The organism is Erythrobacter sp. JB3-1 (genome assembly GCF_057364995.1).
In genome coordinates this window covers 418967-434758 of the sequence record NZ_CP200289.1, presented here as the reverse complement: position 1 = coordinate 434758, position 15792 = coordinate 418967, and the positions used below count along the sequence as shown (strand labels likewise).

The following is a 15792-nucleotide window of genomic DNA, read 5'->3' as shown; positions in this document are numbered from 1 at the left end:
AAGAAGCTGTGCTTGAAATTGACCTGTTGGTTTCGGCCTGATCGTTTTGAATATTCAGCAAATAAGCATGATTGCGCTCAATTGCTAACGGTATATCGCCGAGCGGCGTTGGCGATCACGTCGTCGCGCCAGAAATAGACCGGCTTCAACTGGTGATCGACGAACAATTGCATCTGATCGGTGTAATGCGGGCTTTCTGGCCGGGTGATGGCCGCGCCAAAGGGTTGGATCGAGCGGGAAAACACCCGCCCGCCGTCCTCTGGCCATTCGACCCATTGGATAAAGCTGTCGCCGTGAACCAGCGACAAGCGCCCATCCTCATCAACCTGCCAGGTGGTGGAGGCTCGCAGAGTATCGGACCCGCCATCGAGCGGCAGATCGACATCGCCTTGGCGCAGCCGCAGCAGCTCTGACATGGGTGGATCGATCCGGCCAAAGCGTTCCATCAGATGGGCGCGCTTCTCCAGCAGGAATTCGCGCGTGTCGGGCGCGTCGTTTTTGTTCTGATATTCTGCCGACATATATTCCCGGATCATCAGCAGGGCGAGCGCGTCGGCTGGGCCTTCGCTGTCTGCGGCGAAATCCCAGCCGAGCAGCAGATCGCGTGCCTCGGCAAGATCAGCGTTGCCCGCTGGATCGAGTGCCTCCACGGCATCCCACAAATCCGCGACATAGCCCGCGCGCTCATAGGTCACGTCGTATTTGATCCGCTCCAGGTTTTCGCGATCGAGAACGTCCGCCTCAGACAAGAGCATCCACGCGCGGCGAGAGCGATTGGTCTGCTTACACTCCACGCCAAGCACTGGGGAGAAATCCGCAGGGTCGAGATCGCTGCCCGCGCCCGCCGCAGTGAACGGCTCGTTATTGGCATTGTACAGCCATCCGCTCTCCGGATTGATCAGCTTGGGCAGCTCCTCATAGCTTATCGTTCCCTCCCAGATCAGATCGCTGCGATTGCCGGGCAGAACGCCGCGCCAATTGGCCTGCACCTCGTCTAGTTCTTGCCGGTCCGGGATCGCCGCATTGTAGACATAAGCGATGTTGCCCGCCTTGTCGGCATAAATGAAATTGGTGCTGGGAATGTCCATCCGCGCCATTTGCGTCTGCCATTCCTCCAGATCGGTCGTCTTGTTGAGGCGGTAATAGGCATCGAGCTGATCGAGGCTGTCCATCGCGCCATAACGGATCGCGAACGCACCTTTGTCATTGATGATGACCGGGCCGTGGACGTTGCGATGCACAGTGCGGCGCACAGGCAGGGTGATCGGGCCGAGCTTCACCGGCAGGGTCACGGTCTTACTTTCCAGATCGCGCCATTCGCCATCGAGCTCGTAACGCGTGCCGCTCTCATCCAAGGTCAGCTCATATATATCCGTCATATCCGGGCGGTTGACCGTATTGGTCCAGCCAAGGTGGCGGTTGTGACCGAGGAAGGGAAAGGGTGATCCGGGGAAATTGGCTCCGGTGAAATGCCAGCCTTCCTCACTCTCCACCGTCAGTTCGTACCAAGCGACCCCGCCGCGCAGCGGCTGATGCGAATTGGAAATCAGCGTCGTTGGCCCGCCTGACTTTTCCGGCGTTACGGCAAAGGCGTTCGACCCCAGCAATCCTGCATCGTCACCTGCAGCGGGCAAGGGGTGAGGGCGGTAGGAGGCTTGTTCGTTCTCATCCGCAGCTTCCCCGGGCGGATCATTGCTCGGGCCGGACGCTCTCGGAAAACCAGGAATGTCCGGGCCAAACTCTCGGCGCAGCTCTTCGCCTGCCACCAGCGGCCCAATGACATTGTTCAGCCCAAAGAAAAACGGCTGTCGCAGGGCAAATCCGGCGGCAATATCTTTGCCGTTCATGGGAAAGAGGTTCGCAAGCTTTAGCTCGCCCGGATGGTCCGCTGCATATTGATTGAGACCGGCGGCATAGGCTTCGAAAAGCGCGCGTGTGTCGGCTGGCAGGGCGTCATAATGCCGGTCCGCCGTGCCGCGCGCATCGAGCAGGTGATAGGCAAAGTCGAACTGCGCGCCTTCCTCGCCTGCAATCGCGCCATAGCGCCCGCGCGACATTGCTGCGACATCCTGCAATGTGAAGAAGTCATCCTCTGCCTGCGCAATCGCTACGCCAAAGGCGACATCGGCATCGGTCTTGCCGTAAATCTTGGGCACGCCAAATTCATCGCGAATGATCTCGGCGCTGTATTGCTTCTTATCCGGAGCCTCAGCGGTGAAGGCAAAAAATGGCTCCCACGTCATTAGTCCGACCGCGCCAACAAAAGCCAATGCGAGCGCGGTAAACCCGGCCCGGGTAATCCATTTGCGCATAAACTCTCCTCTGACTGCCTTGCTAGCGCGCATTTCTCTGCCGGTGAAGGGGCGCCGCGTGCAAAGGGGATTGGGGATTAGGAGGACGAGCGCTCTTCCGCTTTGTGGATTCGGCTCGCTACGCAGGTGTTTGTGAAAGCTCAAATTACCATCGGCCACGAAGCCTCCGGCACGCCGGTGCAGTTCGATATCGAAGAATTGCTAGCGACCCGCCTGCTGGTTCAGGGCAATTCCGGCAGCGGAAAGTCGCATTTGCTGCGCCGCCTGCTCGAGGAAAGCTCGCAAATGGTGCAGCAGGTTGTGATTGATCCTGAGGGCGACTTTACATCGCTTGCGGAAGAGTTTGGTCACATTGTCATCGATGCTGCTGCCTATTCTGCAGGCGAGATCGAGGCGCTGGCCCGCCGTATCCGCGAACACCGCGCCAGCGTGGTTCTGGCTTTGGAAGGGCTGGAAGTGGAGCAGCAAATCCGCTGCGCCGCGCAATTCATCGCCGCCCTGTTTGATGCCCCGCGCGAACACTGGTTTCCCGCTCTGGTCGTTGTTGACGAGGCGCAGATGTTTGCGCCCTCGGTCGCGGGCGAGATCGCTGAGGATACGCGCCGGTTGACCTTGGGCGCGATGACCAATTTAATGTGCCGCGGGCGCAAGCGCGGCCTTGCTGGCGTGGTGGCGACGCAGCGTCTGGCGAAGCTGGCGAAGAATGTCGCAGCGGAAGCCTCCAATTTTCTGATGGGGCGTACCTTTCTCGATATCGACATGGTGCGCGCCGCCGATTTGCTGGGCATGGAGCGCCGACAGGCGGAGCGCATTCGCGAGCTGGAGCGCGGCTATTTCTTGGCGCTCGGCCCCGCGATCAGCCGCCGCCCGGTCGCGGTGAAGATCGGCCCTGTGAGATCAGGCAAGAAAGACGACGTCGGCGGATTGATGCCAATGCCTGCGCAGGGCCCCGCCGATATGGAGGCGCTGCTGACGCAGGATCTGGCCGCAGAGGCTGCCAAAGCCAATCCCGCGCCCCCGCCGCCTCCCGCTCCACCCATTGAGGCGGTTGAGCAGAGTATTGCCCGCAGCGAAGAAGCGCCCGCAGGCGCAGCGGATGCCGCGCCGCAAACCGATGTTCAGGAGCGGATCGCAGCGATCATCAAAGAGCTCGCAGGGTCTGAGGACGCTGCGTTTCAGTCAGCGAGTTCACAATATCAGTCCTTCCTTGCGCGTTGCCGCCGAGAGCGGATTATCGGCCCGATGCCAGATATGCAGGTGTTCCGCCGCAATTTTGCAATCGCAGGCGCACAGCCGGATGATCTGGATGAGGCGACCCGCGCGCGTATACTGCAACTGGCGGGGCAGGTTGAAGAAGACTTGCTGGCCCCGTGGCTAGTCATTGCCAGCGCGGCCCATGCGGGCGAAACCGAAGTGGACGAGGATGCGCTGGCGCGCGCCTATGGCACCAGCTCTCCTGGCCGCATCCGGCGCTTGCTTGATCATCTGGAAAAGCAGGGCGTGATCGTCGTGCGGGAAGATTTTGGCGGGGTCCGCACGATCATGGTGCCCGGTCTTGAGGGCATTTCAGCCTCCTGATTTGCCGCTGGCCGGCTCCTGAAATCGGCTGAAATTTCCGCTGCCCCCTCGCAACAAATGGGGTAACCCCTATATGCGAGTAACACACCTCTTTTGAGGGTAGCCATTTTTGAATGAGGGGTCTTTTATGAATCTCGAAAAATTCACCGACCGGGCCAAGGGCTTTTTGCAAAGCGCGCAGACTGTTGCCATCCGCATGAACCATCAGCGGATCACGCCGCTGCACCTGCTTAAGGCGCTGCTCGAAGACGAAGAAGGCATGGCAGCCGGATTGATCCAGCGCGCCGGCGGCGAGGCTGGCCTGGCGGTCAGCATGGTCGACGAGGGGCTAGGCAAGATCCCGGTTGTGACTGGCGGCGGCGCCCAGCAAACCCCGGGCCTCGACAATGACACGGTGCGCGTGCTCGATAATGCGGAGCAGATCGCGGAGAAGGCCGGCGACAGCTATGTGACGGTCGAAATGCTGCTGGTCGCCCTGTCACTCGCGCCGGGCGCCACTGGCGAGGCGGTGAAGGCGGCGAGCGTGACCCCGCAGAGCCTCAATTCCGCCATTGATCAGCTGCGCGGCGGGCGCAAAGCCGACAGCGCGAATGCGGAAAGCTCCTACGATGCGATGGAGAAATTCGCCCGCGATCTGACGCAGGCGGCGCGCGACGGCAAACTCGATCCGGTGATCGGCCGGGACGAGGAAATCCGCCGGACAATCCAGATCCTGGCGCGGCGGACCAAGAACAACCCGGCGCTGATTGGCGAACCGGGCACGGGTAAAACTGCGATTGCAGAAGGCCTCGCGCTGCGCATTGCCAATGGTGATGTGCCCGACAGCCTGAAGGGCCGCACGCTGATGTCGCTCGACATGGGTTCGCTGATCGCGGGTGCGAAATATCGCGGCGAATTTGAGGAGCGGCTGAAATCTGTGCTCGACGAGGTGAAGAACGCCGATGGACAGATCATCCTGTTCATTGACGAGATGCACACTCTGATCGGGGCGGGCGCGAGCGAGGGCAGCATGGATGCCTCTAACCTCTTAAAACCGGCCCTATCGAGGGGCGAGCTGCACTGCATCGGTGCGACCACGCTTGATGAATATCAGAAATATGTAGAGAAAGACCCGGCGCTGCAGCGGCGTTTTCAGATGGTCTATATCGACGAACCAAGCGTTGAGGACACGATCAGCATCCTGCGCGGGCTGAAAGAGAAATATGAGCTGCACCACGGCGTGCGGATCACCGATGGCGCGCTGGTTGCCTCGGCGCAGCTGCCGAACCGCTATATCCAGAACCGCTTCCTGCCCGATAAGGCGATCGACCTGATGGACGAGGCCGCGAGCCGCATCCGCATGGAAGTGGAGAGCAAGCCGGAAGAGATCGACGAGCTTGATCGCCGGATCATCCAGCTCAAGATCGAGGAAAGCGCGCTCGAAAAAGAAGGCGATGCCAATTCCAAGGATCGCCTGGTCGCTCTGCGCGAAGAGCTGGCCAATCTGGAGCAGGAAAGCGCTGAGCTGACCACACGCTGGCAGAATGAGCGCGACAAGATCCAGGCCGAAGGCAAGATCAAGGAAGAGCTTGATGCCGCCCGCCTCGAGCTGGAGCAGGCCCAAAGGGTTGGCGACCTCGCCAAGGCAGGGGAGCTTTCTTACGGCAAGATCCCTGAGCTGGAGAAGCGCCTGGAAGAGGCCGAAGACCTCAATGAAAACGCTCTGCTGCGCGAAGAGGTTACCGAAGAGGACATCGCTGGCGTCGTGGCCCGCTGGACCGGCATCCCGATGGAGCGGATGATGGAGGGTGAGCGCGACAAGCTGCTGCAGATGGAAGAGATCATCGGCAAGCGCGTGATCGGCCAGTCCGATGCGATTGTCGCCGTCTCCAAAGCCGTGCGGCGCGCGCGTGCCGGCCTGCAAGACCCGGGCCGCCCGCTTGGCTCATTCCTGTTCCTCGGCCCAACCGGCGTCGGCAAGACCGAGCTGACCAAGGCGCTGGCTGAATTCCTGTTCGATGATGACCAAGCGCTGGTCCGCATCGATATGAGCGAATTTATGGAGAAGCACTCGGTCGCCCGCCTGATCGGCGCGCCTCCCGGCTATGTCGGCTATGATGAGGGCGGGGTGCTGACCGAAGCGGTGCGGCGAAGGCCCTATCAGGTGGTGCTGTTCGACGAGGTCGAGAAGGCCCACACCGATGTCTTTAATGTGTTACTACAAGTGCTCGACGATGGCCGCCTGACCGATGGACAGGGCCGCGTGGTCGACTTTGCGAACACGCTGATCATCCTGACCTCAAACCTGGGCAGTCAATTCCTCTCCAACCTCCCCGATGATGGCAAGGTTGCCGATGTCGAGAACGAAGTGATGGATGTGGTGCGCGGGCATTTCCGTCCAGAGTTCCTCAACCGTCTGGATGAGATCATCCTGTTCCACCGCCTGGCGATGGAGCACATGGCACCGATCGTCGCGATCCAGGTCAAGCGCGTGCAAAAGCTGCTGAAGGACCGCAAGATCGAGCTCGATCTGACCGAAGCGGCGCTGCGCTGGCTCGGCCGGGTGGGCTATGATCCCGTCTACGGCGCGCGGCCGCTAAAACGCGCGGTGCAGCGTTATTTGCAGGATCCGCTGGCAGAGAAGCTGCTGGAAGGCGGCGTGCCCGATGGCTCGACGGTGAAGATCGACGAAGGCGACGGCGAGCTGAAGATGGACGTCGAGAGCTAGCGCTGAGTTTTGGGGCGAGGGCCGCGTGGACACGAGCCGCTCGCTTCACGCGCCTCCCACAGGCGCGCGTCTAAGACCCAATACTCATTGCCCCACATACAAAAAGGGCCCCGGTTTCCCGGGGCCCTTTCTTTTTGAATACTGACCGAATGATCGATTAGAATTCTTTGGTGATCGAAGCCGAGAATGTACGTCCGAAGGCGTCATCGATGCTACCAATCACACAGAAGTCACCTTGCGTCTGACACTGGCGGTCAAATAGGTTGTTAACCACGAAGTTGAAGCGAAAGTTGTCCTGAGCTTCAAAAAATACGTTGAAGTCAACCGTTACAAAACCATCAAGTTGGTCGAATTCTCGCGCATCCGGATTTCGGTTAAAGCGTGAGAAAAGCTGTTCACCCGTGTAATTGATGACGGTGCCAAGGCCCCAATCTTCATCAACATAGTTCACAGTCGCTTGTGCTGACCATGTAGGATCGCCAATTTCAGCATCAGAGCGCGCTGGCGCTACACCAGTGATATCTACCACGCGATCAAGGACGACGGTCAAATCACCACGCAGTTGCAGGTCGCCGCCAAGACCGATGCCTTCCAACGATGTGTTGTAAGTAGCGGATCCTTGGATGCCCGTATAATCGGTCGCAAAGCCGTTGGTGAAGGTCGTGCCAATACCAGGGTTCTGGGCATCGGCAATAACTTCACCATTGGCATCGCGACTGATCAGCGAACAGAATACGTTCCCGTTGGCAGGATCGTTTACATCAAACACGTCATTGTCGAAGCATGCTGAGTTAGCTTGGGCTGGCGTGAGTTGTGCAATCGGATCCGAAATCGAAATATCGATGTAGTCGACAGTTACAACCAGATTTGGAATAAACCGAGGACGTAGGATGGCGCCGATGCTCCAGCTGTCAGCCTGCTCGTTGTCGAGGTTTGGATTGCCTTGGCTAAGAGATGGCACCGAACCCTGCGCAGCTAGCTGTGGGCGGCTGATGTTTGGGAATGCTGCCAAGAAGGCTTCGCAGTTCCGACGACGTGCTTCGGGATTTGGACCACCATCGATAGCGGCGGCAAAACACAAGTCGGGAACGAAGTTAAATCCTGGCGACGCCGGCAGAAAGAGTTCCGTTACAGCCGGTGCACGGAATGAACGGGTGAAGTTGCCTCGAATTTCGATATCTTCGATTGGTGCAACGCTACCGCCTGCTGCCCATGAGAAGAACCCACCATTAACGGTGTTGTCAACATAGCGGCCACGACCATAGACATTCATCGCATGGAAAAACGCATCGTTTTCCGGGGTGATGATCGGAACGAAGATTTCACCGAACACTTCATCGAGGTTGAAGCCACCGCTAACCGGTTGAATGGCAGCGCCGCGGCCCAGACCATTTTGCTCAAACTGAGACGGAGTGAATGAAGCTGATTCATCACGGTGCTCGTAGCCGACGTTTACACCGACTTCGTTGCCGAACAACTCAAACAAGGTGCCGCCAACGTTAACGTTGAAAACCCACTGTTCGAGCGTCGAGTTAGCCTGGTTGTTGGACAAGATGTAATCTCTCGCCGCCTGGCTGGCATTGTTGCCGAAGAAGTTGAAGGGAACGCAGTTTGCATCTGCAATTGGAGTGCCGCCACCGCCGACTGGGTTGGCAGGGGCAGCATCACAAACAATGTTGCCATCTGCATCGGTTGTCACGTTCACTGCGTTAATGAAGTTCTGAGCGTTGATATCTTGACGGTTATCAGTCACTTCGGTTTGACCATAGGTGAAAGAGGTTTCCCAATTCCAAGCGTTACCGAGCGCTTCAAAATCACCGCGTGCACCTAGGACACCACGTAGCAACTCAGTTTCAGCGAATCCGGTCAAGTCAGCAATGTCATTGTTTGCGCGAGACAGAGTGAAGCTCGTCACTCCAGCCCCGTCCAAAACTGCGCGAGCTTGATCATTGAGGAAAGGGTTGTCGGACTGGAATGTCAGTCCGCTGCTGAAACCGCCGAAGAACGGAGTGTTGAAAGTCGGTTGCTGAACCAACTCGTCTGCACGGGCATCGTAGTACTGAAGTTCCGTAAAGACATTGATGTTATCAGTGACGTCATAGTTCAAGAACACGTTCGTGCCGAACCGGCGAAGGTCAGAAGTGAGCTGACCGAAGTCAACGAACCGGAACCCATCACCGCCGCCAATGCCGCGGATACCTGATGCTGCGGTGCCCTCAGTGTTAAGCGGGCGCGTACCCACGGTGAATGGTACTAGGTCACCAGCTGCGTTAAATGCAAAAGCGCCGGTTCCACTAAGGCCGTCAAGCGCTCCGCCACCAGCGCTAATGCCCAGTGGGCCACCAGAAATCACGCCAAAACGAGCTAGAATGAAGATCGAAACATCGTTGAAACCAACTTGTGCCGGAACACCATCGTCTGCGCCGGTGTCCAGTGGCAGGTTCGGGTTAAGGCGATTTAGTTCAATCGTGTTTGGTTCGTTTTCGGTCTGATCCAGGAATATCTGGCGTTGGTTTTGCAAAACGCCGTCGACTTCAGTGTAAAAGCTAGAAATCTGCAAATGGCCGCGGCCATCGGCAAAGCTTGTGCCATAAACGCCTTCCAAGCGATAGGTGAAGTTGTCACCCCGTTCGGTCAGGGAAGAAGTGGCATTCAGTTCCAGGCCTTCATATTCGTCATCAAGGATAATGTTGACCGTTCCTGAAATAGCGTCGGAACCGTATACCGGGGCACCCGCGGTCGATGCGATGTCGATCCGTTTAATCAAAGCGGTCGGGATGACGTTCAAGTCAACTTGAAGACCAGGCGCACCTGGACCAAACAGTGTTGGCGTATTTGACGAAACAACCCGACGTCCATTGACAAGGGTCAGTGTCCTGTTGGTGCCAAGGCCGAAGTTATTAATGAAATTAACACCTTGGCCAAAGCCTGCTTGCGCACCATTTGGATCCACGGAGCCACGGATTTGTGGGAGGCTGTTGAGTGCATCGGCAACATTTACGAAGTTTCTTTGTTCTATGAATTCTGACGTGATCGAAGTGGTCGGCTCAGTCGCTTCGAGGTTAGGTAGACGGATACGCGAGCCGGTGACGGTGATCCCCTTGGATGATTCGCTAGATGTTGCCTCACTAGTGACATCCGCTTCAGCTTCTGAATCTTGTGCCAGTCCCGGCACCGATGCGAGCGCAAGCCCGACGGCCAGCGATCCGGCGCTAAGCCGGAGTTGTGTCGAAATTTTCATTTGGTTTCATACCCCTATGATTGGTCCAAATCTTATGTGAATGCGTTTGTTAGCATCCTCTAGGAAAGCACTTATCGCCTAGGCGTTGTGCGACTTTGCGATAATTTCCTCCCCTTCGAAAAGGCACTAGCCGATCGGAAACAGGCGCTACGACGCCGGAAACCTACACAGACTATCCCTGAGTGAGATAAAGACTGCTATGCGGTTGAATGTGAAGCCCTACATCGCAAGTTTCAAAAATGAACGCGCAGTGTATCAGAATTGCAACATCCATTCAGATGGCTCTGTGATGGCTTTAAAGGTTCACCGCGTCGGTCATGCCAGGGCTATCTGGAGCATCGCCAAGGTGTGCCTATTGCGAACGGCAAGGGCATCAGCATGCTGCCAAGACGGCGCAGCAAAAGCTGCGGCTTTAAGCTTCTCGCTCCCTAATGCTGCCTAGGTCTTGGTTGGCATGTGAGAATCACCATGCGGACAGCAGCGAGCAGCGTGTTCGGTGAGATCTCTGGTGGGTGTGTTACTTCGAATCCGGCCGGATTTTTCCGATGCATCGCGCACAAAAAAGGGGCCGGAAAACCGGCCCCTTAATTGATTTATCTGACTTTCAGAAAGTTAGAATGTCAGGCGTCCCGTGATCGAGAAGCGACGGCCCAGTGGGTCGTATGTCGATGGGAACACGTTACCGCTGTTGAATGCTGTCGAACCAACATCACTACCAACGACCGTTGGAGAATTGTCGAATAGGTTCAGGACAGCGAGCGTGATTTCGATATTCTCGGTCGCTTTAGCGCGAACGGTCAGATCGAAATAGCTCTCAGCACCGATGCTTTCAAACTCAGGCAAGAAGTTTCCTGCAACTTCTGGTTCAATTTCAACCGAGTCAATGTAGCGCCACAGCAACGACAGGTCGAAGTTATCGAACTGCAATGTGTTACGGGTTGTGAAACTAAACTCAGGCTGGATTGATCCGCAGTTGGTGCTGAAGAAACCAACACACTCACGGTTTACCGATGCAGGATCGCTTGCGTTGGCGTTAAACGTCGAACGGTTCGTCCAGTTACCAAGCACACTGATGTTCCAATCAGCAAAACCGACATCACGCGAGTAATTTACCGCGAGATCGATACCATCTGTTTCGATAGCACCTTGGTTGGTCAGAACCTGAGGAAGACCTGGGGTGATGGCAACATCGCCAAACAGGTTTCCGCTGAACGGGTTACGTCCGATGCTTGTGCAAGCTTCAGATGTCGCAGCGCCAGCTGGCAGGTTAGGGGCGCCACCGGCACCGCTAAAGCCTGGGCCGAAGCAAGATGCGAACACATCACCTACGGTTGGGTTACTAATCGCATCAGTGATGCTGATGTTGTAGTAATCGAACGTGATCGACAATCCAGGGACTACAACAGGCTGGATGACGAAACCAATCGTCCAAGTGTCGGCGTTTTCTGCACCCAAGTTTGGATTGCCACCAGTGGTAACATTGATCTGACCCGCTGGGTCAGGGATGATGTTGCCAATGGTGTTCGCCGGTGCGCCTTGCGCCAAACAAACAGCTTGGAGCGCAGCGTCCGTTACAGGGTTGGTGCCCTGGCACGGATCTTCTGAACTGTTATCCAGACCAGTGATTTGCGGTGCGAAAAGTTCACCAATGTTCGGTGCACGTGTCACTTGCTGATAGTTACCGCGAACGGTGAAACCTTCAATAACAGTCCAGCTACCGCCAGCTTTCCAGGTGTATTCGGTGCCCGTTGTTGAGTAGTCAGAAATACGACCACCCAGTTCAAGGTTGAGCTCTTCAGCCCAGAAAGCACCGGAAACCAATGGAACAACGAGTTCGCCGAACACTTCGGAGACGTCAAAGCCGCCACCTTGGTTCGGGTTTGCTGCACCGTTACCCAGGACTTCACCAGGTGTCTGGGAAAGCAAGTCTGAAGCCGTAAAGGCAGTGTACTCGCGATATTCAGCGCCAAGCACGAAGCTAACAGGCTGATCAGCGCTTGGGATTGTCAGGCCGAAGTCGCCACTAACAAAACCTTGGATCTGGCCAAGACTTGTTGCTGTGGAGGCAAAGTTGCCGACGTCCAAGAATGCGCCAACTTCAGGCGTGATTGAACCTACCGGACCGAACAGGTTGATTGGAACACATCCGCCAGTTGGATCGATACAAGAGTTGGCATCGACCGAGAAGATGGACTGGTCAAGGCGTGTGCGGGTTCCGTTGCCGGATTGAGCACTGCGAAGATCACTTTCGCCATACGCTCCGAAGACATCGAACTCGATGCTGTCGGTAATGTCGCCGCGGGCGCCAACCTTTACCTGGAACACACGTGTTTGGCGCTCATTGAGCCTTGGGCCCAATTCCACGAAACGGCGCGCAAGGTTGACTGTTGGAGCCAAGAAGTCCGGGTTAGCCGAACCGTCAGCCAGTGTTGGACCAAATGGTGTCGCACCAGCCGCATCACAAGCCGCCTGAGCGATGCCTTGATCGGCGCAGAGAATGTTACGAATGTTGTCGTTCAAGAACGGATTGTTGAGGGGCAATGGCGCGTTTACGCCAAACGAACCTGACGGCGCAATTGCGGTCGTGTTCGTGCTCTGAGTGAACAAACCTTCCGAGTACAATGAAATACCATCGGTGATTTCATACGATGCCGTACCAAATATGCGGAATTGCTCCAGTGGAAGTTGGAACAGGTTGAACGGATTGAAGTTAAACGGCCGATCAAATGGTACCAAGGTGCTTCCATCTTCAGAGATCTGTTGGAAGCCGCCCAAGCTAGGCACGTTGATACGGGTCGGTGCAGCGGTGCTAGAACCGCCAGGGTTGCCGGTAACTGAGCTGACATTAAAGACTGAGAAGTCGCGGTCGCCCTGCAAAACAGCTTGGCGATTGGTGTAGCCAAGGCTCAGAGTTGCGTTGCCGCGTCCATCGGCAAAGTTTCCGCCAATGGTTGCGTCTATACGGAATGTTTCACCGTCACCTTCTTCAGTGATGCCTTGAGTGGCGCTAAGTTCAACGCCTTCAAAGTCACTTTTAGTGATGAAGTTAACAACACCGCCGATAGCGTCAGCACCATATGCCGCACCAGCGCCGCCTGTCAGGACGTCTGTGCGTTCGATCAGCGCCAGTGGAATAATGTCGACGTTAGTGATGCCGGCAAGACCAGCTGGGATTACGCGAGTGCCGTTCAAAAGAACGATGTTACGGTTTGCGCCAATGCCGCGCAGGTTCAAGAATGTTGAACCGCCGTTACCGTTGTTAACTTGAGCGCCGATGCTTGGAACGACACCAGGAATTTCACGAAGGAATTCTTCGACAACGTTTGCTTGACGCAGATCGATTTCGTCTGCGGTCACGGCTGCAACCGGGCTCGAAAGCTCCAAGTTTGGGTTGGAAATACGCGAACCGGTAACGATGATAGCGTTTCCGGCGTCTTCGCCGCCAGCTACTGCTTCGTCGGTTTCAGCATCCTGAGCAAAGGCCGGAGCCGATGCGAGTGCCAAGCCGACTGCGAGAGAGCCAGCGCTCAGTCGGAGTTGAGTGGAAATCTTCATATGGTTTCATACCCTTATGATAATGCCTGCCAAAAACTGGCCAACATATGTCAAGATGCGGTCTCAGATGCTGACCTTAGTGCCAGCGTCAAAATCACATCCAATGCATGGGTGGAGACGAGCCAATTTCGGTTAGGGAAACTTCTTTCGAATTGACCTGTCTGTCCCTGACTTCCATCTAGGACGCTAATTCTGCGCATGGAAGCGAGACGGTTGAGGCCTACGAAATTGCAATCGCGGTGTAGCAGCTTTGCAACAGTGGCAAATTGTGCATATTAAGTATGATTATTTGCAGTTTTGTGCTGCTTTCAGCTCGGTCAGTGCCTTCTCGCTTAACACCTCGAGGGAAGCACAGCGCGCGGGCTGTGGCAAATGTGTTAGTGGAAGGATGCGCCATGTGGGGCTTGAAAATCGGTACTTTAACCTGTGCTGGAGTTTTGTTCGCGTGCGTTGGTACCTCGGCTGCGGCGCAATCCGAAGCTGAAAGCGATCTCGAAACGCCTGAGATTGTGGCTGAGTTGTTCGAATGCCGCGAAATATCCGATGGGCAGGAGCGCCTCGCGTGCTTCGACCGCGAGGTTAACCGAGTTTATGACGCGCAGGAGTCGCGCGATTTGGTCATCGCAGATCGAGAACAGATCCAAGAAGCCAAACGCGGTGTGTTTGGCTTGCGTTTACCCTCACTCAAAATCTTCGGCGGCGACGACGATAACGAGGGCGTGACTAAAATTACTGCAACATTGGTTAGCGCTAAGCGAGGCAGTAATGGCCGCTACATTTTTGAGCTTGATGACGGTGCTCGCTGGCTCCAGACAGAGTCTGTCATTGGTCGTCAGCGTTATAAAGCAGGTGATACAATCGTGATAGAGAGGGCGGCGCTCAGCGGATTCAAAGCCAAAGTAAATGGAAAATTTGGGGTGAGAGTGCGGCGCCTTAACTAGATTCAGGGAGTTTCAGAGCTTGGCCCTGCACCCGCTATTTTGACCGCTAAATGCCCTAGAATGCGATCATGGTGCGGCGACGGGTAAAGCCTCCCCAGAATCCCAGTTGACGTTTACGTAAGCGGACTTTACTTCCTTGGCCATAACTTGGAGCCGGCTTGAGAACTGGGCCGCCCGCACATCGCCACGAGAGGACATTACCGCTATGACCACCGCTTATATTGTAGACGCCGTTCGCACAGCTGGAGGGCGCCGAGGCGGCAGGCTTGCTGGCATTCACCCGGTCGATTTACTGGCCCATTCGCTTGATGCGATTGTTGAGCGCAGCGGCATTGATCCAACAGCGATTGATGATGTGGTCAGCGGCTGCGTCAGTCAGGCGGGCGAGCAAGCCGGGCAGGTTGGCCGGATGGCGGTGCTCGCGTCTAAGCTGCTCCCGCAATCTACGCCTGCAGTCTCGATTGATCGTCAATGCGGCTCTTCTCAGCAAGCGATACAGTTTGCAGCGCAGGCTGTGATGAGTGGGACGCAGGACGTGGTCATCGCTAGCGGCGTTGAGAGCATGACGCGCGTGCCGATGGGCTCGAACATGACGCTGCATATGAAAGAAGGGCTGGGCAATTACATGTCGCCCGGCGTGCAAGAGAAGTATCCGAACGTTCAATTCAGCCAGTTCATGGGCGCAGAGATGATCGCGCAGAAGCATGACTTCTCAAAGGATCAGCTCGACGCCTTTGCGCTCGAAAGCCACAAGCGCGCGATCGCAGCGACTGAGGCGGGCGCGTTTAAAGACGAGATCGTGCCGATTGCGATTGAAACGCCGGAGGGTGATGCGATGCACACGGTGGATGAGGGCATCCGCTTTGACGCGACGCTTGAAGGGATTGCGGGCGTAAAACTGCTTGCGCCAGAGGGACGGATCACCGCCGCCTCGGCCAGCCAGATTTGCGATGGTTCCTCTGCGGTTCTGGTCGTGAGCGAGGAGGCTCTTAAACGCCACAACCTCACACCGATGGCGCGCATTCACAACCTGACCGTGACGGCAGGCGATCCGGTGATCATGCTGGAAGAACCGCTGTTTGCGACCGACCGCGCGCTCGAACGCGCTGGCCTGAAGATCGATGATATTGATCTTTATGAGGTCAACGAGGCTTTCGCCCCTGTGCCGATGGCATGGCTGAAGCATACGGGCGCTGACCCGGAAAAGCTGAACGTGCATGGCGGCGCGATTGCGCTTGGCCACCCGCTCGGCGCGTCGGGCACAAAATTGATGGCAACGCTTGTCCATGGGCTGAAACGTCATGGCAAGAAATATGGCTTGCAAACGATGTGCGAAGGCGGCGGCGTCGCCAATGTCACCATTGTTGAGAGCCTGTAAGCCCAACCCGTCACCCCAGCAAAAGCTGGGGTCTTAGGCCGCAAGGTCAGCCCATTCCCGAATTAGATCCCAGCTTTCGC

General features: G+C 56.6%; 7 protein-coding genes. 4 read left to right on the top strand and 3 right to left on the bottom strand.

Annotated elements, in window-relative coordinates; all coding sequences use genetic code 11:
- Window positions 1-77 precede the first annotated feature (77 nt).
- Window positions 78-2312, bottom strand: coding sequence for an acylase (locus AC0V6M_RS02135; RefSeq protein ID WP_486137219.1), 2235 nt, complete (start codon window positions 2310-2312; stop codon window positions 78-80).
- A 132-nt stretch (window positions 2313-2444) separates the two neighbouring features.
- On the opposite strand from AC0V6M_RS02135, the gene AC0V6M_RS02130 reads away from it, so the two are divergent.
- Entirely contained in the window at window positions 2445-3890 is a 1446-nt protein-coding gene (locus AC0V6M_RS02130) for an ATP-binding protein (protein ID WP_486137218.1), read from the top strand.
- A gap of 127 nt (window positions 3891-4017) precedes the next feature.
- Window positions 4018-6597, top strand: coding sequence for an ATP-dependent chaperone ClpB (clpB, locus tag AC0V6M_RS02125; protein ID WP_486137217.1), 2580 nt, complete (start codon window positions 4018-4020; stop codon window positions 6595-6597).
- A gap of 157 nt (window positions 6598-6754) precedes the next feature.
- Here clpB and AC0V6M_RS02120 read toward each other — a convergent pair whose 3' ends face one another.
- Window positions 6755-9838, bottom strand: a complete 3084-nt coding sequence (locus AC0V6M_RS02120) for a TonB-dependent receptor domain-containing protein (RefSeq protein WP_486137216.1) — start codon at window positions 9836-9838, stop codon at window positions 6755-6757.
- A 612-nt stretch (window positions 9839-10450) separates the two neighbouring features.
- The gene (locus AC0V6M_RS02115; RefSeq protein ID WP_486137215.1) at window positions 10451-13393 is read right to left on the bottom strand and encodes a TonB-dependent receptor domain-containing protein; all 2943 of its coding nucleotides are present in this window, start codon (window positions 13391-13393) and stop codon (window positions 10451-10453) included.
- A gap of 395 nt (window positions 13394-13788) precedes the next feature.
- On the opposite strand from AC0V6M_RS02115, the gene AC0V6M_RS02110 reads away from it, so the two are divergent.
- Entirely contained in the window at window positions 13789-14334 is a 546-nt protein-coding gene (locus tag AC0V6M_RS02110; RefSeq protein WP_486137214.1) for a hypothetical protein, read from the top strand.
- Window positions 14335-14539: 205 nt separating this feature from the next.
- Window positions 14540-15712 (top strand): acetyl-CoA C-acetyltransferase, encoded by a 1173-nt coding sequence (locus tag AC0V6M_RS02105; protein WP_486137212.1) that lies wholly within the window; start codon window positions 14540-14542, stop codon window positions 15710-15712.
- The last annotated feature ends 80 nt before the right edge of the window (window positions 15713-15792 follow it).